Consider the following 20136-nt stretch of genomic DNA (forward strand, 5'->3'; position numbering starts at 1 on the left):
CGGTAGACGTAGTTACTTCGCCTAGATCACTTCATACGAGAACGACGCCAGCTTCGGACCGTCACGGCCCTCGAAACGGACGGTCACTTTCCAGGTGCCGGGGGCGGGAATGATCAGGCGCTCGCTGCGCCACCCGACCGTGCCGTCCCCGTCGGGGGCGGGCGTCAGATCGACCGGCAGGCGGGCGACATTGGCCGAGGCCGAGGACATGTCGATGCTGACCGAGGGGCGGTCCGTGCCGGTACGTGGGTAGTGGACGGTGAGTTGCTGGGGGCCGCGGCGGATGGAATCGATACCGACTTCTATGCGCTCGGTGGGACCGAAGTCGAGGGTGGTCGAGATGTCGGTGGTGTAGACGTCCTTCGCGGGTGGCAGCGTGGTCAGCACCGAGGTCACGCCCAGGATCAGCACGGCCAGAACAGCTTCCACGAGGACGGTCCACGGCCGGGTGTCGCTGCTCCCGGTCCGGCGGAGCAGTCGGTAGGTGAGGTAGCCGAGGCCGATGACCACCACCGCGACAACGACTTTCGCCACCAGCACCAGCCCGTAGGTGGTGCTCACCAGGGCGGCGAGCGGGCGCACCTGCAGGATCGACAGGACGAGTCCGCCGAGCACGACCACCCCGACGTGCCCTACCGCGACGGCGTGCCAGCGCCGCAGGTTCGGTGCGCCGCGCAGTACCCCGACGATGATCGCGACTCCGCCCAGCCAGACGGTGATCCCGTAGACGTGCACCAGGGTGCCCGCGAACGACCACGGCCAGCCCTGTACCGAGCCGCCGTGCCCGCCGAGTGTCACCGCCAGGATCGCGGTGATCGCTTGCAGCGCACCGATGATCGCCGCGGGACGCCCACGCGCCACGAGCGCTGATACCGAGAGCGTGATCGCCGCGCCGATGGCGAGCCCGGGTGGCGTCGTGAGCAACGTCCACGCGCCCGCCACCGAAACCCGCGCGATACCACCGGATTGCTGAGCGACCAGGACCACGAACCGAGTGCCGAGGCCGACGATCAGCAGCACCGCGCCGAGCCGATGGACCACCCGGAATCGCGACGTACGCACCGCCGCGGGCCACACCCAGCGCGCCGCGACGAAAAGTCCGGCCGACAGCACCAGCCCGAGATAGGTGATCGCCTTGCTCGGAGAGTTCAGGTACTGCTCGGCTCCCGCCGCCGCGCTCTCGGCGAACTCGCCCTGCTCGGTCACCGATCCGACGGTGAACTGGATCGACAGCGACACCACGTGGGTGTCGGCCGAGACGACGCGGGCGGTGGCCAGGTAGGCGCCGTCGGGCACGGGTTCGGCCGGGAGCAACACGATGCGGCGCCCGCCGTCGTCGAGGCGCACCTCGGCGAAGTCGAATCGTGTTCCCGCGCTGTCGATCAGCTGCGCCGAACCGTCGACCAGGGTGACCGGCTCGTTGAGCTGGAGCGACAGTTCAGCGGGTGGTTCCTCGGCGTGCGCGCCGTTGCCCGGCGCGGTCGAGACCAGGCTCGCGTGCGCCGCCGCGGTGCCGGTGGCCCACACCGATGCCGCGGCGACGGCGATCAGCAGGAACCACCAGCGCAGCCAGCCGTTACGCGTCGGTGCCACGGGTACGCCGCAGCACCGTCACCGCGGCGGTGACCGCGGCGAGCGCGAGCACGAGGTTCACCACCGTCAGCGCCTGCCATCCCACGCCCGAGGAGGCACTGGCGGCGGCGGTGTCGCCGTGGTGGTCCGGCTCCTCGGTGTCATGGCCGCTGCCGTGGTCACCGGTGGCCGCGGTCAGCGCGACCACCGGCGCGGGATGTTCGGGCTTGCTGTCCTTGTCGAGGGCGACCTCGTTCCACGAGACGACCGAACCATCGCTGTAGCGCTGGTCCGCGGGCAGGGCGAGGCTGTCGCGATCGGTGGGCCACGGTCCGCCCGAGAACGAGAACTCCTGGTACTCGGCGCCGCTGTACCCACCGGCGGAGTCGGCGGTCCACACGATCTTCGACACCCGCTCGCCACTGCCGGTGCGTTCCCGCTCGACCGTGGCGTTCCAGCCCGGAACAGGCTGTGTCCGTGCCGATTTCAGGTCGACGCCGGTCGGGATGGTGACGGTGAGCCCGATCGTGTCGGCGGTGTCGGACTCGCCGGGCACGGTCAGCCGCACGATGCCGTAGCCGCCCTTGGCCAGCGGCGCGCCGTCGGAGCGGACGTGGGCCGCGACGGGCGCGGCGAGGCTCACCGTGGCGACCGCCACCGCGACGAACGCGACACCGCAGCGGCGCAGGAGGGTGCGTCGCGCCGGTGCCCTGCGGGAGTCGTTGTCTACCATCGTTTTCCTTGTCGATCTGGGTGTACGGGGTCAGTTGGTCGTCGCCGCGGTCACGGGGATGTTCGCGCCGCGGTAGGTGGTGGTCAGGAATCGCGCCAGCTCGGGGCTCTCCAGCGCGTGGGTCAGCGCCAGCACCCGCGGGTCACCCGCCAGCCGGGACGGCGCGACGAGAACGTGCGCGTAGGGATTGGCGGGTCCGGGTTCGACCGCCAGCGCCTGTGCCGGTTCCAGGCCGATCGAGGCGGCCTGCTTGGGACTCAGCACCACCGCGTCGTAGTTGCGGTAGATGGCGTCGAGGTATTCGTCGTAGCCGAGTGCCACCAGTGACAGGTGGCGCAGCGAGTCGAGCACATTGGCCTCGGTGATGGTGAGATCCACCGCCTCGGTGCCGCCGAACGGCCGGTCCAGCCGGGCCAGGCCCGCGCTCTGGAGCAGGTACAGGCCGCGCGCGAAGCCGGTTGGCGTCGCGGGCAGGACGACCCGCGAGCCGTGCGGCAGGCTCGCTCCGCTGACCTCGTCGGCGACCAGGCCCACGTTCACCCAGCTCTCGGTGTCGGCGACATCGCGCCACTTCGACGAATACAGGCCGTAGGGCACCACATTCACCGTCGAGACGATGCTCAGGTCGGTGTAGGAGTGCTGCTCGACATCGGCCTCGAACGCCGGGATGTGCTGGTAGTAGGACAGATCGCCCTCGCCCGCGGCGACCTTGCCGTTCGCGTCCTCGGTCGCCTCGACCAGCCGCACCCGCACCGAGTCCGGCAGCAGGTGCTCGGCGGCGTAGGTCAGGATCTCGCGATCCTCCCCCGCGCCGACGTAGACCACCAGCTCCCCGTCGACCGACTCGTGCTCGACCCGCACGGGCGAACCGCACCCGAGCAGCCCGAGGGCGAGCGCCACCGTGAGCGCGCCGGCGACGCGGCGGGGCGGACGAGCGCCCCGCCACCTCGCCGCGATCCCGGCCGGACGGCGGAACCGGATGCCGGTCACTTGTTCGTCAATCCGCGCTGCCAGGAGGTCAGCCGCCACTCGGCCGCCGTCATGACCCCGTTGACGAGGATGCCGATCAGGCCCAGCGCCAGGATGCCCGCGTACATCTGCGGCGTCTGATAGCGCAGCGCCGCGTTGTTGATGTAGATGCCGATGCCCTGGGCGCCGCCGACGAGTTCGGCCGCGACGAGCGCGGTGAACGCGTTGGCGGCGGCCAACCGGATCCCGGGGAAGATCGCCGGGATCGCCGCGGGCAGGACCACCTGGGTGAAGATGTAGATCCTGCCCGCGCCGAGCGTGCGCGCGGCATTGAGCAGGATGCGTTCCACCCCGCCGACCGCGCCGACCGCGTTGACGAAGATGGGCCAGAAGCACGCCCACACCACGATGGCGACCTTCGACTCCTCGCCGATCCCGAGGAACACCACGAACACCGGCAGCAGCGCGAGCAGCGACAGGTTGCGGAAGAACAGCAGGATCGGTTCGGCCAGCTTCTGGAAGATCGGCACCGAACCCACCACGATGCCCAGCGAGATGCCCGCCACGAGCGCGATCACGAACCCGAGCAGGGCTCGCTGCACGCTCGGCCAGACCTCGGATCGCAGGCTGCCGTCGGCCAGCCCCGACACGAAGGCCCCGAAGGTGTCCTGTGGCGTCGACAGGTACAGGTCGCTGACGTAGCCGCCGGCCACGATCCACCACCACAGCACCAGGAAGGCCAGCAGGCCGAGGGCACCGTAGATCAGCCGGTCGTACCGGGCGAGGAACGCGTTGGGCGCCTTGGGCGGGGTGATCTCCTCCTCGAGTCCCGCGGGCTCAATCGTCGTCGTTGCCAAGGCGCACCTCCTCTTCGAGGATCCGGGCGACGCGCGCCCGGATGTGCGCGAACTCCTCGGAGTTGCGTGATTCGCTGCCCCGCGGGCGCGGCAGTTCCACGTCGAAGACGGTCTTCACCCGGCCGGGTGCGCGGGTCATCACCGCGATCCGGTCGGACAGGAAGATGGCCTCGTCGATCGAGTGGGTGACGAACAGGACGGTCTTCTTCGTCTCCCCCGATTCCCAGATCCGCAGCAGCTCACCCTGCAGGAACTCCCTGGTCTGGGCGTCCAGCGCCGCGAACGGCTCGTCGAAGACCAGGACCTCGGGTTCGTAGGCCAGCACCCGCGCGATCGCGACACGCTGGCGCATGCCACCGGAGAGCTGGTGCGGCAGCCGGTTCGCCGCCGAGCCCAGACCCACCGTCTCGAGCACCTTGGCCGCGCGTTCGCGCCGCTCGGCCTTGGGCACGCCGCGGATCTTGAGCCCGACCTCCACGTTCTTCTGCGCGGTGAGCCACGGGAACAGGGCATAGCCCTGGAAGACGACGCCGACGTTCTTGTTGACGCCTTCTACCCGCTTGCCGTCGACGAGGACGGCACCGCCGTTGTAGTTCTCCAGACCCGCCAGAATGTTGAGGAAGGTGGATTTACCGCAGCCACTGGGCCCGAGCAGTGAAACGAATTCACCGCTCTTGATCCGGAGATCGAATCCGTCGAGCACGGCGGTGGCATTCTTGATCGAGCGCGAACCCGGCTTCGGATAGATCTTGGCGACCCTTTTCGCTTCGATCTTCCACGCGGTGTCATCGATCCGTGGCGCGTCCGGCGCCGCCGCTTCGACGATTTTCTCGTCGAGTACTTGTTGCGTCATGTCATCATTCCTCGAGGCCCGCGATTTCCACCAATGGTGTCTTCAGGACTTTGTCGTTCTGCTCCTCGGCGAGAATCGTGGTGTTCTCGTCCTGGGACTCGAGCAGGTCGGCGGACTTGGCGTAGGGGTTGAAGGCGTTGGTGGCGATATCGCCCGGGGTGAGCTTCTCCGAGCCGGGCAGCGGATCGCCGACCTCGGCCACCAGGTCCCACCACAGCTGCAGGCTCGCCTTGTCCAGCAGGGCGTTGGGCGCGTAGTGCCAGTTGGTGGTCTGCTCCACCGGGTAGCCGGTGGTCTTGCCCGCGATCTCGGCGGACTCCTGCGGGTGCGCGTTGGCCCAGTTGGCCGTCTTGGCGATGATGCCGACGAACTCACGCGCCGCGTCCGGGTACTTCTGCAACCACGCGTTGCTGGCCACGTACGGCGCCTGGCCGCCCTGCGGACCCCAGTCGTCGTAGGAGGTGAAGGCCTGGGTGAAGGTCTCGGGCTTGCTGAGCAGCACGCCGACCAGCGGCGGATGGAAGACGCCGAGATCGACCTCGCCGCGCTCGATCGCGGGCGCGATGAGCTCGTTCTTGAGCTCGAGGAACTTCACCTTGTCCAGATCCACGCCGTTGTTGCGCAGGTACCGCATGATCACCAGGTCGACGCAGCTGTTGAAGCCCGACAGACCCACCGTCTTGCCCTCGATGGCCTTCAGGTTGTCCTTGGTGATGGGCGAGCCGGCCTTGGTGAAGTAGGCCATGTGCGGCTTGTCGGGCAGGTCGAGCATGCTCGAGGCGATGGCGGTGAACTTGAAGCCCTTCACCTTGCCGTCGATGTCGTTGTTGAACATGCCGGTCGCGATATCGATCTTGCCCTGGTCGAGCAGCTGCACCGCGGGCACGGCGGTGGCCGGTCCGACGTATTCGGGACGCACGCCCGCGTTGTCCCAGTAGCCGAGCTCGTCGGCGATCCGGACCAGCGACAGCGCGGTCGGCGAGTTGGCGAAGCGGAAATAGACCACGCCCTCTTCCCGGTCGCTGCCACACCCGGCCAGCAATACCGGGGCGGCGACGAGCAGCGCCGAGATCGCACCCAGTTTCCGGATCAGACGATTGTTGCCGAAGATCCTCATGCGCGGACCTCTCGCTGCGTTGTTCTGCCACTCACGACATTTCCCTCTCTCGCGGGGCACTACGAATTGCCTCGAGGGAGAACGTAAACTCCGGCGCCGCCATTACCTACGGATAAATTCAGCATGAACACAGTACTGGCTGCCCGGATCACCAGGTAGGCAATGCATTTCACGCTGAAGGAGTAATGAACGATCGGCCAAGAATCGCGTAGAGGAAAATGTGCGGCAGCGGCGTTTCCGCGCGTGTGTCGCGGGCCGCGGCGATATTTCGCGGCAGTAAGAGAAGGACGGCTTCACAGACGACGGGGCCCGGCACACCGTGTGGTGTGCCGGGCCCCGTCGCGGAGATGGGCGGAAATCAGGCGCCGAGGACCTTCTCCCCCGGCTCGACGGCGGTGCCGGTCTTGCTGAACCGCAGCACGCCGTCCTCGATGGGTGCCTTGTGCATGAGGGTGCGATCCCGGTAGTAGTTGTTGACCAGTTTCCAGGCCCCGCGGGCGCCCTGGCGCGGCATCTCGCCGTCGCCGCGCTGGATGTAGCCGGAGGTGAGCGCGCCGCCCATCAGGGACTCGTCGGCGTAGTCCTCGGGGTTGGCGTGCACCTCGAAGGTGGTGTAGCCGCGGTCGCGCATGATGTTGAGGACGCGGCACAGGTAGGCGGCGGCGAGGTCGGCCTTGAGCGTCCAGGACGCGTTGGTGTAGCCGATGATCATCAGGAAGTTCGGGATGTCGGAGTACAGCACGCTCTTGTAGGCGACCGTCTCGTTGATCTTGAGCGGCGCACCGTCGATGTTGACCTTCGCCCCACCCAGGATCTGCACGTTCAGGCCGGTGGCGGTGACGATGATGTCGGCCTCGAGCTCCTGGCCCGACTCGGTCAGGATGCCCTTCTCGGTGAACTTGGCGATGCGGTCGGTGACGATGTCGGCCTTGCCGCTCTTGAGCACCTTGAACAGGTCGCCGTTGGGCACCACGCACAGCCGCTGGTCCCACGGGTTGTAGGTGGGGGTGAAGTTGCGCATGTCGACGTTCTTGCCGACCTGCAGCCGCACCTGGGTGAGCATCAGCTTCTTGGCCAGCTCGGGGTTGGTGCGCGAGAGCTGGAAGCTGGCGCGCTGCAGCGCGATGTTGCGGGCGCGGCCGATCTTGTAGGCGATCGCGTCGGGCACGCGGGTCTTCTTGAAACCGATGGCGACCGGGTCGTCGGACGGCAGTGCCTGGATGTAGGTGGGCGAGCGCTGCAGCATGGTGATGTGGGCGACGTCGTCGGCCATCGACGGGATCAGCGTGATGGCGGTGGCACCGGAGCCGATGACCACGACCTTCTTGCCCTTGTAGTCCAAGTCCTCCGGCCAGTGCTGCGGGTGCACGATCTGGCCCTTGAAGTCGTCCTGACCCGGGAAGTCGGGCTGGTAGCCCTCGTCGTAGTTGTAGTAGCCGCTGGCCCCGACGACGAAGTTCGCGGTCCAGGTCTCGGTCTCGCCGGTGGCCTCGATCAGGGCCTGCACGGTCCACTGCGCGGCGGCGCGGTCGAAGTCGAGCTGCACGACCTTGCGGCCGAAGGTGATGTGGTCGGTGACGCCGTATTCCTTGGCGGTGTCCTCGACGTACTGGCGGATGCTGGCACCGTCGGCGAGCACCTTGGTGCCGATCCAGGGCCGGAACCCGAAGCCGAAGGTGAGCATGTCCGAGTCGGAGCGGATGCCGGGGTACTTGAACAGGTCCCAGGTGCCACCGATGTTCTCGCGGCGCTCGAGGATCGCGTAGGTGCGTCCGGTCTGCTCGCGAGTGAGGTGACAGGCCGTGCCGATTCCGGACAGGCCAGCGCCGATGATCAGTACGTCGACATGCCGCGTCATTGAGGAAACTCGTTTCGTAGGGTCACCGCCCGTGCCTCGTCGCCCGAGCATCCTTCGAGATTACGTGTTTCGCCTAGTTACGTCTAGTTGGGCCGGGTGTCGGTGCGGCGTGTCCGGACTTCGGCGCACGGTGATCCGAATCCGTGACGGCAGCGACCAGGGCGGCCAGCATCGAAGACTGTTCCCATTCCTCGAACGAAAAGGCGGACATGACCGAGCGCGGACTGTCGTTCCACTGGTTCCTGCCCACTTACGGCGATTCGCGCGGACTGGTCGCCGGTGGCCACGGCAGCTTCATGTCCGGCGACCGACCGGCCACCCTGCGCTACCTCAACCAGCTCACCGCCGCCGCCGAGGACAACGGTTTCGAGGGCGTGCTGACCCCGACCGGCGCCTGGTGCGAGGACGCCTGGCTCACCACCGCCATGCTGGTGCAGACCAGCGAGACGCTGAAGTTCCTGGTCGCGCTGCGGCCCGGCCTGGTCAGCCCCACGCTGGCCGCGCAGATGGCGGCCACCTTCCAGCGCCACTCCGAGGGCAGGCTGCTGCTCAACGTCGTCACCGGTGGCGAGCCGCGCGAGCAGCAGGCCTACGGCGATTTCCTCGACAAGACCGAGCGCTACGCCCGCACCGGCGAGTTCTTGCACATCGTGCGTGAGCTGTGGAACTCGACCGAGCCGATCAGCTTCACCGGTCAGCACCTGCAGGTGAAGGACGCCCTGCTCAGCGCCCGCCCCGACCCGGTGCCGCCGGTGTTCTTCGGCGGGTCCTCCGGTCCGGCGGGCCCGGTCGCCGCCCGCTACGCCGACACCTACCTGACCTGGGGTGAACCCCTCGACGCGGTCGCCAAGAAGCTCGACTGGGTGCGCGGACTGGCCGCGATCGAGGGCCGCACCGTCGACTTCGGCCTGCGCATCCACGTGATCAGCCGCGACACCGCCGCCGAGGCGTGGGCCGAGGCCGACAAGCTCCTCTCCGGCATCGCGCCCGGGGAGATCGAGCGGGTGCAGGCCAGCCTCGCCAACAGCGAGTCCGAGGGGCAGCGCCGGATGGCGCAGCTGCACAACGGGCGCACCGACGGGCTCGAGATCGCGCCCAACCTGTGGGCGGGCGTCGGCCTGGTGCGCGGTGGCGCGGGCACCGCGCTGGTCGGTTCGCACGCCGAGGTGGCCGAGCGGCTGCTCGAATACGCCGCGCTCGGCATCGATCACTTCATCCTGTCCGGGTACCCGCACCTGGAGGAGGCGTACTGGTTCGGCGAGGGCGTACTGCCGATCCTGGAGAGCAAGGGCGTGTGGAAGCACCCGTCGCGGCCCACGAAGGTGCCGGTGGTCGCGCCGTTCACGGCGGCCGCGAGCAGCTGAGCTGATCTGTTCCGAAAGGCGTCTCCCCAGGTGGGAGGCGCCTTTCGCGTTCGGTCAGATCCCTGAAGGCAGTTGCGGCACAGTTGCATTCGATGCCGATTCGGCACGGCGTGCAGCTTTCCCGCGCGGATTTCGGCACGGAGTGCACGCGGGGTTCCACGTGAATCAGCACGAAATCGCAGGGGGGCAATCGATCTCGGTGCCCGCGCCCGTGCGCTCCGGCGGGTGCGCGAGCCGGCCGATACGCTCGGTCTCGTGACCATCACCGTCGGCTTCGATCTGGACATGACCCTCATCGACTCGCGTCCCGGTGTCGCCGTGGCCATCGATACCCTCGCCGCGGAGTTCGACCTCCCGATGGTCGGCGCGCACTTCGCCGAGCACCTCGGCCCGCCGCTGGCGACGCTGCTCGGCGACGCGGGCGCACCCGACGACCTGATCCCCCACCTGGTCACCCGCTATCGCGAGCTCTACCCCGACGTGATCACCCGCATCCCCGCGCTGCCAGGGGCGCACGACGCGCTGGCCGCCGTGCGCGCGGGCGGCGGGCGGACGCTGGTGGTCACCGGCAAATTCGAACCGCATGCCCGTCTGCACGTCGACCATCTCGGCTGGCAGGTCGACCACCTGGCCGGTGATCTGTGGTCCACCGGCAAAGCCGATGTCCTGCGGGCACAGTCGGCGCGGGTTTTCGTCGGCGATCACGCGGGCGACATGCGCGGCGCCAAGGCGGCCGGTGTCCTCGCCGTCGGGGTGACGACCGGGCCCTACGACGCCGACGGCCTGCGCGCGGCGGGCGCCGACATCGTCCTCGACGACCTCACCGCCTTCGCCGACTGGCTCACCGGGTACGCGGCGACGGCCACCTGACACCGAAACCGGCTGCGCGCTGGTCGGTTTGCGCCCGGAACCCATCCGGGACGCTGCCCGTTGACCTGGCATGCCGACGGACCCCTACTGGAACCACAACACCCACTACCATCCCTGGATCCTCGAGCAGGTGCCCGAACACGCCCGCACGGCACTCGACATCGGCTGTGGCGACGGCTTGCTCGCCCGCAAACTCGCCGCCCGCTGCGACGCGGTACTCGGTGTCGACCTCGACGGCCAGGTGATCGCCGACGCTCCGGCCGTGCCGAACGTGCACCTCGAGAAGGCCGACTTCCGCGATCTCGACGACACCTTCGATGTCGTCACGACCGTGGCCACACTGCACCACGTCCCCCTGCGCGAGGGCGTCGCCGCGCTGCGCGAACTGGTCGCGCCCGGCGGTACCCTCGCCGTCGTCGGACTCTGGAAGGTGCGCCCGCTCAACGACTTCCCCTACCTGCTGCGGCTGCCCGCGATGTGGCTCGTCGACCGGCGGCATCGCCGGCACGCCGGTGGGCCCGAGGTGACCGTGCGCGACCCGGAGGACACCTTCGCCGAGATCCGCGCGGCCGCGGCGGAGTACCTGCCGGGCGCAGAGGTGCGGCGGCGGCTGATGTGGCGGTACACGCTGCTCTGGCACCGCCCCCGCTGACCTGGACTCACTGCGGGAAAGCCGCCACCAGACCGCCGTCGACGACGATGTCCTGGCCGGTGATGTAGGACGCTTCGGCGGACCCGAGGAAGGCGACCAGCGCGGCGATCTCCTCGGCGCGACCGAAGCGGCCCGCGATCACCCGGCCCGCCGCCATGGTGGCGAATTCGGCGCTCATGGCCGCGGCGGACATCGGGGTGTCGATGTAGCCGGGGCTGATGGAGTTCACACGGATGCCGCGCGGTCCGAGTTCGGTCGCGAGGGTGCGGGCGAGGTTGTGGACCGCGGCCTTGGTCGCGGCGTAGAGGGTGAGCGCGCCGTCGGCGCGGTGCAGGGTCCAGGAGGCGTTGAGGACGATCGCCGCGCCGTCGGTGAGCAGCGGCAGTGTCTTCTGGACGGTGAAGAAGACGCCCTTGAGGTTGACAGCAATGGTGTGGTCGAAGGCGGTCTCGGTGATGTCGGTGAAGGGCGCGAAGGTGCCGGTGCCTGCATTGGCGAAGACGAGGTCGAGGCGGCCGAAGCGGTCGGTGACGGTGTCGGCCAAGGCGTCCAGCGCTGTGAGATCGGCGGTGTCGGCGGCGATTCCGATCGCCTTCGGCCCCAGCTCGGCCGCGGTGGCTCGCACCCGTTCGGCGGTGCGGCCGGTGATGACCACCTGGGCGCCTTCGGCGATCAGGCGGCGCGCGGTGGCCAGACCCATGCCGCTGGTGCCGCCGGTGACGAGGGCGATCTTGTCGGTGTAGCGGGTCATGCGAGTCCTTCGGTGAGGTGATCGGCGACGGCGGGCAACCAGGCGGGTTGGTTGTTGCCGACGAGGTGGTCGCCGCCGGGGACGCTCAGGTAGCGGCCGCGCGGGGCGAGGCGGGCGAGTGGTTCGCCGTTGGTGACGCCGGGGATGATGTCGTCGGTGCCGTCGACGACGAGCAGTGGGCAGGTGATGCGCGGTGCGGTGCCGGACAGGTCGACGGTGGCCGCGAAAGTCTCGGCGGCTTCGACCGAACCCGCACGGCGAGTCATCAACTCGCGGATGGGTTCCGGCAGGTCCGTCCATTCCAGATGGTGCGGTCCGCTCACGGTGGCGGCCACCGTGATTCGCGGGTCGCGGGCCGCGGCCGTCGCCGCGTAGTAGCCGCCCAGGCTCAATCCGACGACACCGACCCGATCCACACCGAGCGCGTCGATCGCCGAGCTGATCGCCGCGGGATGGTCCGCGGACATCGGCGAAGTCGCGACCTGGGCGCCCTGCCCCGGCCCGTTCATGGCGAACACCGCGACACCGCGCCGCACGAGCGCATCCGCGATGAGGTGGAATTCGTCCTTGCTCGAGTCGAGCCCGGGCACGATGACGACGGTCCCCACCGCTGCCGCGGGCGTGCGGAGAAGGCCGTTGAAGTCATGTCCCGTGATCGATCGCGTCCCCGGTTCGAGCAGCGAGAAGCCTTCTTCGGCAGCGGAATCAGCCGCGCGGGCGTGGGTGATCTGGTGTTCATCGGGGATGAGGGTGGCCAGGTGCGACCACCGCGCGGCCAGCAGGAGGTACTCGCCGCGCGTCACGGCGGACGAGCCGGTCCGTGCCGTCGGTCCGGCCATCGCGCGATAGTGGTCCGCGGCCCGCGCACAGGCCGGTGCCCAGTCGGCGGGTTCCGCGACATCGCTCATGGTGCGGCGGTAGTCGTGGGCATCGATCCCGGCGCCGGTGGCGCGGCCGAACATCGCCTCGACCAACTCCGCGCTCATCGGGCTGCCCCGGTGGTGAGCACGGCTTTGCCGCGGATTCGTCGTTCCCGCAGGTCGACGAGCACTTCGGCGGTCGCGGACCAGTCGGCGACCCGGCCGAGTTCCGGGTGTAGTCGGCCGGTGTCCACCAGCCGGACCAGCGTGGCCAGGTCGCGGTCGTAGGGTGCGCCCGCGTAGTGGAAGTGGCGGAGGGTGGCGTTCTCGGGGCCGGCGAAGAAATCGAAGAAGTCCAGGGTGGCGGGGGTGCGGCTGGCCTGGCCGAACCAGATCATCGTGCCTCCGGGGGCGAGTTGAAACAGTGCGGTGGCGACCGCGGTGCCGCCGGTGGATTCGAGGACGATGTCGAAGGGGCCGGTGGCCTCGGCGAGGTCGTGGACGACGCGCGTCGCGCCGAGTGCCGAAAGTCGCTGTCCGCGTTCCGGGGTCGCGGTGACGGCGGTGAGTTCGGCACCGGCGTGCGCCGCCAGTTCGGTGACGTAGTGACCGACCCCGCCCGAGGCGCCGGTGAGCAGGACACGCGCCCCCTGAACAGGCCCGGCCGCTCGGAGCAGGCGCAGCGCGGTGATCCCGGCCAGGGGCAGCGCCGCCGCGTGGATCGCGTCGATTCCGTCGGGCAGCGCGGCGAGCGAATCCGTCGGCACCGCCACGTATTCGGCCCAGCCACCCAGCGGCGGATGACCGACGACCCTGGTGCCGATCGCGGGCCCCGACCCGTCGGCGGCGGCCTGCACGACGAGCCCGGCGACATCCTTGCCCGGCAGCAGACCGGAACGCGGATTCTCCAACAGGAAGGTCTCCCCACGGTTCGGGGCGAAGGCTTCGACGCGCACCAGCGCCTCATGGGATGCGGGAAGCGGTTCGGCCGCCTCGGTGAAGGTGACCGGACGATCCGGATCGCCGGTCGGAATCAAACGCTGCATACCGCCCAGGTAACCGCCACCGCCCACGAACCGGCCAACAACCGCACGGGATGACCGACAACGACCGGTTGTCACACCAGATCACCGCACCGAACACCGCTTCCCTGGCGCGGGCGGCTCGGGGCCTAGAGTACGAGCGTGGATCTGGACTTGGCGACCGTGCGTGCGTTCGTCCGCACCGCCGAGGAACTCCACTTCGGTCACGCCGCTGCCGCGCTCGGGATCAGCCAGCAGGCGCTGTCGAAGCGGGTGGCCCGGCTGGAGTCCACACTGGGCGTGCGGTTGCTCGACCGCGATCACCACGGTGTGCGCCTCACCGAGGACGGCCGACGGTTCCTGCCCGGCGCCCGCGAGACCCTGGCCGCGGCCGAGCGCGCCGTCGCCGGTCTCGCGGAATCGCGCGGCCCCGTGCGTATCGACGTGTGGGGCCACCAATACGCCCCGCTGCGCACGCTCGCCCAGGTCGCGACCGCACCCGACGCGCCAACCCTGCAGCCGGGCCACGGCCGCGATCTGCCCGCGGTCGCGGCCGCCCTCATCCGCGGCGACATCGACGCGGGATTCGGCCGCGTGCACCCGCCCCTGCCCGAGGGCCTGACCCATCGGCTCATCCGGCTGGAACCGGTCGACGTCGTCCTCGGCGACGACCACCCCCTCGCCGGAGCCACCGCACTGCGCCCCGACCAGCTGACCGACAGCGTCCTGCACACCCCCGCCACCCTGGACCGCCTCGACTTCCTCGCCCGATTCAGCGAACGCTTCGGCATCCACGAGCACCGCGCAGGCCCGAATCTCGGCCTCGCGCCACTACTCTCGGGCCTGCGCTCCGATCCGCGCGGCATCGCCCTGCTGCCCGCCGACGTCGAATTCCCCGACATCACCGGGATCCACGCCGTCCCCCTCGTCGACCCGACACCCCTCTACGCCTGGTCGCTGATCTGGCGCACCCGCCCCGAACCACCATTGCTCGAACCGCTGCTCACCGCGCTGGTCTACACGGCGGGCCGGCGACGCTGGCTGGAATACGATCCGGCCAGCGACTGGCTGCCGACCATCGAATAGCGGCCCGGCGATATCGAAGCCACCTCGCCGTGTCGACCACCGGCGCCTACCCGACCGAGATCGTCGAGTAGTAGCTCAGCAGTCCGGCGATGCGCGAACAACTCGGCCACGCAGCCGTGTTCAGACCTGGCCCGAGCAGACCAGGTGGGTCCCGGCGAGTGCGAGGCCTGTCACGGCGACGGCGACGGACAGCGCAGGGGCCGGTTCCCGCAGCAGGCGCTGCGCACCGCGCAGGGTGGCGGCCAGCACCCGCTCCAGCTGGTCCCCGAAGGACTCGCGCGGCGGGACGGATTCGGCGTCGTCGGTCGCCCGACGACGGACGGCCCGGCGGATCACACCGGCGATCGCGAGTACCAGAGCGGTGACGAGCATCGTCTTCTCCCCTGCCTCAACGGGTTACGGCCGAGGCCGTCGCGGGCGCCGGCCCGTGACCACCCGGCGTGGGCACGATGCCGAAGTCGATCAGGCTGTCGGCGGTGTCGCGGATCGTCTCCTCGATCGGACGCATGGTCCAGCCCAGCTCGCGCCGCGCCTTCGCCGCGCTCACGTGTTCGGTGCGGCCGAGCACCGGCACGGTCAGGCGCACACCCTTGTCGAACACCGCGACCACACGCACGAGCCAGTTCGGCAGCACCCTGGTCGGCACCCGAAATCCCCGCGGGTTGTACTCGCGCGCCAGCGCCGCGGCCAGCTCCCCCATCCACAGCGGCTCCCCCGCGCAGATGTACCGATTACCCTCCGCCGCGGGCACTTCCAGCGCCAACCGGTGCGCGACCGCCAGATCGCGGACATCGACCGTCGACCAACCCGTGCGCACCGACCCGGGCACACCGCGCGAGAGCAGCCGACGCACCGGTTCGTGCGAGGTACTGGTCCGCGCCTCGAGCACCGGACCGAGGATCATCCCCGGATTCAGCGCCACCAATTCCACACCGCCCCCGAGTGATTCGACGTATTCCCATGCCGCCCGCTCGGCCAGGGTCTTGCTCTTCTGATAGGCCGGAACCCGCTCGACCACCGACCAGTCCTCCTCGGTGCGCACATCGTCGTTCGCGTGCCCATGCGCCACCGCGGCGATCGACGAGGTGAGCACCACCCGTCGCACCCCGGCCGCCGACGCGGCGCGCAACACCCGCAGTGTCCCCTCGACCGCGGGTGCGATCAGCGCCCGTTCGTCCTCGGGCGGCGTATCGGGAAACGGCGAGGCGACGTGCAGCACAGCATCGCAGCCGGCCACCGCCTCGGCCCAGCCCGCGTCGTCGTCGAGTGCCGCGGCGACGAAGTCCAGATCACCGCCGGTGCGCCGGGCGAGTTCGGTCAGGTGCGCGCGTTTGGCGTGCGCGGTGAGGTCGCGGACGGTGCCGCGCACGGCGTAACCGTGCTCGAGCAGTTCGGCGACGCAGTGTCCGGCGACGAATCCTGTCGCGCCGGTGACGAGTACCCGAATGGTCATGGTGTTCACCCATTTCGTCGGCGGAGCCCACTCATCTGAGCGGTGCTCAAATAATCTAAACACTGCATAGATTTCCTGTCCAGTGCCGATTCCGCGCCACGGCTCGCATACGCTCGGAGGGTGAAGCGCACCAGTTACCACCACGGCGACCTGCGGGCCACGCTGATGGACGCCTGCCTGCGCCTGATCGAGAGCGAGGGACTGGCCGCGGTGAGCCTGCGCCGCGTCGCCAGGGAAGCCGGGGTCAGCAGCGGCGCGCCGTATCACCACTTCGCCGACCGGGCCGCGCTGCTCTCGGCGCTGTCGGTCGACGGCTTCCAGCAGCTGGCCGCCGACCTCGCCGCCGCCAGGGCCGCGGCCGCCACACCGCTGGCCGCGCTCACCGACCTCGCCACCGCCTACGTGCGGTTCTCTCGCGCTCACCCCGCGCAGTTCCGGCTCATGTTCCGGCCGGAACTCTCCCAGCCGGAGAAACACCCCGACGCCCACGTCGCGGGCGACGCGGCCTTCGACGTGCTGGCCGAGGCCGTCGCCGCGTGCGTCGCGGCAGGCGTGCTGCCCGCCGACCGCGCCGAGACCCTCGCCATCGCCTGGTGGGGCCTGGCCCACGGTCTGGCCTCGCTGTGGCTGGACGGCCAGCTCGACAAGCGCAGCGAGCAGATGGGCACCCACACGCCCGATCTCGTCGACGCGATCATGCGCGCGTTCACCGCGCTGATCACGCCCGCGGCGGCGCCGGACTGACGCGCCCGTCGATTTTCCCCCGATCACGGGCTACTCCTCCCCTACAGTGGGGTCGACCGCACTTGTCCGTTGCGTAGCCGACCCGAGCAGGAGACCGGATGTCTGCCACCGCGAAACTCGATCCCGTGGTCGAGGCGTTCGTCGACGCGCTCAACGCCCAGGACGCCGATCAGTTCTACGGCGTGCTCACCGAGGACGCGACCATGTCCGACGACGGGGTCGAACGCAATCTGGCGCAGTGGACCGAGGCCGAGATCTTCAGCAGCAACGGACATCTGGAAGTGGAGTCCGTCGACTCCGACGGCCTCACCCTCACCGCCGACTACACCAACAGCCGCTGGGGCTCGATGCGCACGACCTGGCGGTTCGTCCTGCGCGACGGGCTGATCAGCCGATTCGAAACCGGACAGGCGTGAACGACGATCTTCTGCTGACCCCCCGTTACGGCGACGGTTCCCTCGCCGATCTGCTCCCCTCGGCACTCGCCTGCCTCGGCAGCCCCGACGACACCGACCGGCTCGGTCTCGCGCTCGACGTCGACCACGTGTGCGTCCTGCTCGTCGACGGCCTCGGCGCGACGGCACTGGCCGAGCACCCCGAGGCCGCGCCGTTCCTGTCGAGCCTGCCACCGGTCTCGGTGACCGCGGGCTTCCCGAGCACCACCGCGACGAGCCTGACCACCCTCGGCTCCGGCCTGCCACCGGGCGAGCACGGCATCATCGGGTACCTGATGCGCCTGCCCGAGCAGGAACGGCTGTTCAACACCCTGCGCTGGCGGCTCAACGGTGAGGGCCCGAAGGTCGACGCCCTCACCGCGTTCCCGCCCGAACGAATCCAGCCGCAGCGCACCGTCTTCGAACGCGCGAGCGCGGCGGGGATCACGGCGGTCCAGGTAGCACCGGGATATCAGGACGGATCCGGGCTGACCAGAGCCGGGTGGCGCGGCGGCGGCTTCCGGCCCACCTTCTCGGTCGGTGACCTCGTCGACGGCGTCCTGCAAGCCCTGACCTCGGCGCCGAAAACGCTGGTCTACACCTATCATTCCGAGCTCGACACCACCGGCCACGTCCGCGGCCCCGCCTCGCGGGCCTGGCGCTTCGAACTCGCCAATGTGGACCGCATCGCCGCCGAACTGGCCACCCGCCTGCCCGCGCGCTCGGCGCTGATCGTCACCGCCGATCACGGCATGGTCGAACTGATCGACCGGATCGACTTCGACACCCACCCGCACCTGTCCGAGGGCGTGATCACCCTCGGCGGCGAACCGCGCGCCCGCCACGTCTACACCGTCGACGGCGCCACCGCCGCGGTCGCCGACACCTGGCGGGGCGTGCTCGGGGACGACTTCCTGGTACGCACCCGCGCCGAGGCCGTCGCGGCGGGCTGGTTCGGCCCCCGGGTCAGCGACGAATCTTCCTACCGCATAGGCGATCTCGTCGTCGTCGCGCGCGGGGACGGCGGTGTCGTGCGCACCGGCGCCGAACCGCTGCAGTCGATGATGGTGGGCCACCACGGCTCGCTCACCGCCGCCGAACTCCTGGTTCCGCTCCGAATCCACCGCGGCTGAGACCCACCGCTTAGGCTGTCAGCGACTCGATGCGCACGCGCGCACGGCGGAGACTCCAGGAGGAACCATGCACGCCACCACCCGAACCGGTGCCGTCGCGGTGGGCGTCGCGGTGCTGGCGGCATTGGCCACCGGCTGCAGCGACATCGAGCGGGCGCTCAACCAGGGTGGCGACACCACCTGCCGGGACTACGTCGCCCAGGAACCGGACACCAAGCGGGTCACCATCACCAAGGCGATCAAGCAGCAGACCGGCACCGACAACGAACCGGCGGGCACCGTCGTCGACTCGATGATCGTGCAGGTCGACCTGCTCTGTGCCGGACAGCGCAATGTCGACACCCCGATCAAGAACGCCGACATCGCCGGGCTGTTCCTCAACAAGTAGCCGTCAAGGCGACGCGACACGGCATATCCCGGTGACCTGGTCGTTCTCGGTCGATCGACGCACACGCCGACGGCGCAGCTGATAGACAGGAGACGCCGCACCGGTCGCGCACGCGCACCGGTGCGTCACCGACGAGCAGGGAGTGAACGTGGGCGCACACGACGACCCGATCGCCGGTCCGCCGAGGCCCGACCGGCTCTCGGACTATCGTGGCGCGCTCGAGAAGCAGTGGAACAAGCTGGCCGCGCCGTCGCGCCCGATGCAGTTGCCGCGCGACACCGGACCGGTACGCCAGGAGGTCGCCCGCTCCTGGCAGCGTTCGCTGCACACCGTCGACCCGAGCCAGACCGTCGCGCCCGGCTTCAACGACATCAGTGATCGCTGGTCGGAATCGCCGCTGCGCAGGCCCGTCACCGAACTGGCGGGCCAATTGCGCGGTATCGCCGAGGAATCCGGCTATCTCGCTGTCGTCAGTGACGAATCGGGCACCATCTTGTGGACCGCGGGCGACCGTACCCTGCGCCGTCAGGGCGAGGCGATGAACTTCGCTCCCGGCGGGGTGTGGGACGAGAGCCACATGGGCACCAACGGGCTGTCGCTGGCCCTGCACGACGACGAACCCGTCACGGTGTTCTCCGCCGAACATCTCGTCGCCGCCCTGCACGGCTGGGTCTGCTACTCCGCGCCCATCCACGGCCCCGACGGCAGGCAGGTCGGCGTACTCGACCTGTCCTCGGTCTGGGAACGCTCGCACCCGATGGTGATGACCTCGGTGCGCGCCCTGGTCACCGCGGTCGAGACCATGCTGCGGGCCGAGGCGCCCACCCCGGCGCCGGGTGTGCGGCTCGAATGTCTTGGCGCAGCCCGGCTGTTGCGCGACGGCAGGCCGGTGCCGCTGCCGCCGCGTCAGCTCCAGATCCTGGCGCTACTGGCCCTGGAACCGGAGGGCTACACCCCCGAGCAGCTGCACGCCGCGGTCTACGGCGAGCGGTCGGTGTCGCTGAACACGCTCAAAGCCGATGTCTCGCATCTGCGCCGGGCCACCCGCGGCGAGATCGCCAACCGGCGCTACATGCTCACCGGACCCGTGTCCTGCGACGCGGTCGATCTACTGGCCGCCATCGAAGGCGGCGATCTCACCTCCGCGCTGTGGCTGTATCGCGGACCGCTGCTGCCCGGTTCGGAGCTGCCCGGTGTCGAACAGTGGCGCGCGCACCTCGACGTCGGCATCCGCAACGCGGTGCTGGCCAGCGATCGGCCCGAACACGCCGTCGCGTTCGGGCAGCGCTGCCCCGGCGATGTCGCCATCCACGAGCACGCCCTGCACCTGCTGCCCCACGACGATGTCCGCCGGGCCGTCGTGACGGCCCGGCTGTACACCGCGCGCCAGGGCTGAGCAGGGCGAACACCGTCACCAACC

Annotated in this window: 21 protein-coding genes; 9 read left to right on the plus strand and 12 right to left on the minus strand. The window is 69.7% G+C overall.

Annotation, left to right across the window (positions count from 1 at the left end):
- Positions 1 to 21 precede the first annotated feature (21 nt).
- From ACFVVM_RS09940 to ACFVVM_RS09970, 7 genes are all read right to left on the minus strand, one after another.
- The gene (locus tag ACFVVM_RS09940) at positions 22 to 1593 is read right to left on the minus strand and encodes a copper resistance protein CopC (protein WP_387615513.1); all 1572 of its coding nucleotides are present in this window, start codon (positions 1591 to 1593) and stop codon (positions 22 to 24) included.
- Positions 1577 to 2305, minus strand: a complete 729-nt coding sequence (locus tag ACFVVM_RS09945) for a YcnI family protein (protein WP_387615516.1) — start codon at positions 2303 to 2305, stop codon at positions 1577 to 1579. The genes ACFVVM_RS09940 and ACFVVM_RS09945 overlap by 17 nt, the downstream gene beginning before the upstream one ends.
- Before the next feature lie 30 nt (positions 2306 to 2335).
- Positions 2336 to 3295: a MetQ/NlpA family ABC transporter substrate-binding protein gene (locus ACFVVM_RS09950; RefSeq protein WP_387615518.1), complete on the minus strand. Its 960-nt coding sequence runs from the start codon at positions 3293 to 3295 to the stop codon at positions 2336 to 2338.
- On the minus strand, positions 3292 to 4131 hold the full coding sequence (locus ACFVVM_RS09955; RefSeq protein ID WP_387615521.1) for an ABC transporter permease: 840 nt from the start codon (positions 4129 to 4131) through the stop codon (positions 3292 to 3294). Before ACFVVM_RS09955 ends, ACFVVM_RS09950 begins: the two co-directional genes overlap by 4 nt.
- The gene (locus ACFVVM_RS09960) at positions 4112 to 4984 is read right to left on the minus strand and encodes an ABC transporter ATP-binding protein (protein ID WP_387615524.1); all 873 of its coding nucleotides are present in this window, start codon (positions 4982 to 4984) and stop codon (positions 4112 to 4114) included. Before ACFVVM_RS09960 ends, ACFVVM_RS09955 begins: the two co-directional genes overlap by 20 nt.
- 4 nt (positions 4985 to 4988) lie before the next feature.
- The gene (locus tag ACFVVM_RS09965; protein ID WP_387615526.1) at positions 4989 to 6101 is read right to left on the minus strand and encodes an ABC transporter substrate-binding protein; all 1113 of its coding nucleotides are present in this window, start codon (positions 6099 to 6101) and stop codon (positions 4989 to 4991) included.
- A 358-nt stretch (positions 6102 to 6459) separates the two neighbouring features.
- Positions 6460 to 7959, minus strand: coding sequence for a flavin-containing monooxygenase (locus ACFVVM_RS09970; protein WP_387615529.1), 1500 nt, complete (start codon positions 7957 to 7959; stop codon positions 6460 to 6462).
- A gap of 209 nt (positions 7960 to 8168) precedes the next feature.
- Between ACFVVM_RS09970 and ACFVVM_RS09975 the strand changes: the two genes are divergently transcribed.
- The 3 genes from ACFVVM_RS09975 to ACFVVM_RS09985 all read left to right on the plus strand — a co-directional run bounded on the left by ACFVVM_RS09975 (position 8169) and on the right by ACFVVM_RS09985 (position 10845).
- Positions 8169 to 9323 carry an LLM class flavin-dependent oxidoreductase gene (locus ACFVVM_RS09975; RefSeq protein ID WP_387615531.1) on the plus strand — a complete coding sequence of 385 codons (1155 nt, stop codon included), beginning with the start codon at positions 8169 to 8171 and terminating at the stop codon, positions 9321 to 9323.
- A gap of 255 nt (positions 9324 to 9578) precedes the next feature.
- The gene (locus ACFVVM_RS09980) at positions 9579 to 10193 is read left to right on the plus strand and encodes an HAD family hydrolase (RefSeq protein WP_387615534.1); all 615 of its coding nucleotides are present in this window, start codon (positions 9579 to 9581) and stop codon (positions 10191 to 10193) included.
- 70 nt (positions 10194 to 10263) lie between these two features.
- The gene (locus tag ACFVVM_RS09985) at positions 10264 to 10845 is read left to right on the plus strand and encodes a class I SAM-dependent methyltransferase (protein ID WP_387615537.1); all 582 of its coding nucleotides are present in this window, start codon (positions 10264 to 10266) and stop codon (positions 10843 to 10845) included.
- 7 nt (positions 10846 to 10852) lie between these two features.
- Here the strand turns inward: ACFVVM_RS09985 and ACFVVM_RS09990 are convergent, their stop codons facing one another.
- Genes ACFVVM_RS09990 through ACFVVM_RS10000 form a run of 3 tightly spaced genes read right to left on the minus strand, consistent with a single transcriptional unit; the run spans position 10853 to position 13502 of the window.
- Complete coding sequence (locus ACFVVM_RS09990; protein ID WP_387615540.1) at positions 10853 to 11596, minus strand: glucose 1-dehydrogenase; 744 nt, start codon at positions 11594 to 11596, stop codon at positions 10853 to 10855.
- Positions 11593 to 12582, minus strand: a complete 990-nt coding sequence (locus ACFVVM_RS09995; protein WP_387615543.1) for an alpha/beta hydrolase family protein — start codon at positions 12580 to 12582, stop codon at positions 11593 to 11595. The genes ACFVVM_RS09990 and ACFVVM_RS09995 overlap by 4 nt, the downstream gene beginning before the upstream one ends.
- Entirely contained in the window at positions 12579 to 13502 is a 924-nt protein-coding gene (locus ACFVVM_RS10000) for a zinc-binding dehydrogenase (protein WP_387615546.1), read from the minus strand. The genes ACFVVM_RS09995 and ACFVVM_RS10000 overlap by 4 nt, the downstream gene beginning before the upstream one ends.
- A 138-nt stretch (positions 13503 to 13640) precedes the next feature.
- Here ACFVVM_RS10000 and ACFVVM_RS10005 point away from each other — a divergent pair, with 138 nt between their 5' ends.
- Positions 13641 to 14564, plus strand: coding sequence for a LysR family transcriptional regulator (locus ACFVVM_RS10005; protein WP_387615549.1), 924 nt, complete (start codon positions 13641 to 13643; stop codon positions 14562 to 14564).
- 120 nt (positions 14565 to 14684) lie between these two features.
- On the opposite strand, the gene ACFVVM_RS10010 is transcribed toward ACFVVM_RS10005, so the two are convergent.
- Both ACFVVM_RS10010 and ACFVVM_RS10015 read right to left on the minus strand, forming a co-directional pair.
- Positions 14685 to 14936 (minus strand): hypothetical protein, encoded by a 252-nt coding sequence (locus tag ACFVVM_RS10010; protein ID WP_387615552.1) that lies wholly within the window; start codon positions 14934 to 14936, stop codon positions 14685 to 14687.
- Between the two features lie 16 nt (positions 14937 to 14952).
- On the minus strand, positions 14953 to 16017 hold the full coding sequence (locus ACFVVM_RS10015) for an SDR family oxidoreductase (RefSeq protein WP_387615555.1): 1065 nt from the start codon (positions 16015 to 16017) through the stop codon (positions 14953 to 14955).
- Between the two features lie 120 nt (positions 16018 to 16137).
- Between ACFVVM_RS10015 and ACFVVM_RS10020 the strand changes: the two genes are divergently transcribed.
- The 5 genes from ACFVVM_RS10020 (at position 16138) to ACFVVM_RS10040 (ending at position 20112) form a co-directional block, all read left to right on the plus strand.
- On the plus strand, positions 16138 to 16761 hold the full coding sequence (locus ACFVVM_RS10020) for a TetR/AcrR family transcriptional regulator (protein ID WP_387615558.1): 624 nt from the start codon (positions 16138 to 16140) through the stop codon (positions 16759 to 16761).
- 98 nt (positions 16762 to 16859) lie between these two features.
- Positions 16860 to 17177: a nuclear transport factor 2 family protein gene (locus ACFVVM_RS10025; RefSeq protein WP_387615561.1), complete on the plus strand. Its 318-nt coding sequence runs from the start codon at positions 16860 to 16862 to the stop codon at positions 17175 to 17177.
- Complete coding sequence (locus ACFVVM_RS10030) at positions 17174 to 18328, plus strand: alkaline phosphatase family protein (RefSeq protein ID WP_387615564.1); 1155 nt, start codon at positions 17174 to 17176, stop codon at positions 18326 to 18328. Before ACFVVM_RS10025 ends, ACFVVM_RS10030 begins: the two co-directional genes overlap by 4 nt.
- Positions 18329 to 18395: 67 nt before the next feature.
- The gene (locus tag ACFVVM_RS10035; RefSeq protein ID WP_387615567.1) at positions 18396 to 18716 is read left to right on the plus strand and encodes a hypothetical protein; all 321 of its coding nucleotides are present in this window, start codon (positions 18396 to 18398) and stop codon (positions 18714 to 18716) included.
- Between the two features lie 142 nt (positions 18717 to 18858).
- On the plus strand, positions 18859 to 20112 hold the full coding sequence (locus tag ACFVVM_RS10040) for a transcriptional regulator (RefSeq protein ID WP_387615570.1): 1254 nt from the start codon (positions 18859 to 18861) through the stop codon (positions 20110 to 20112).
- Positions 20113 to 20136 lie beyond the last annotated feature (24 nt).

The organism is Nocardia sp. NPDC058176, from assembly GCF_042883805.1.
Lineage (GTDB): Bacteria > Actinomycetota > Actinomycetes > Mycobacteriales > Mycobacteriaceae > Nocardia.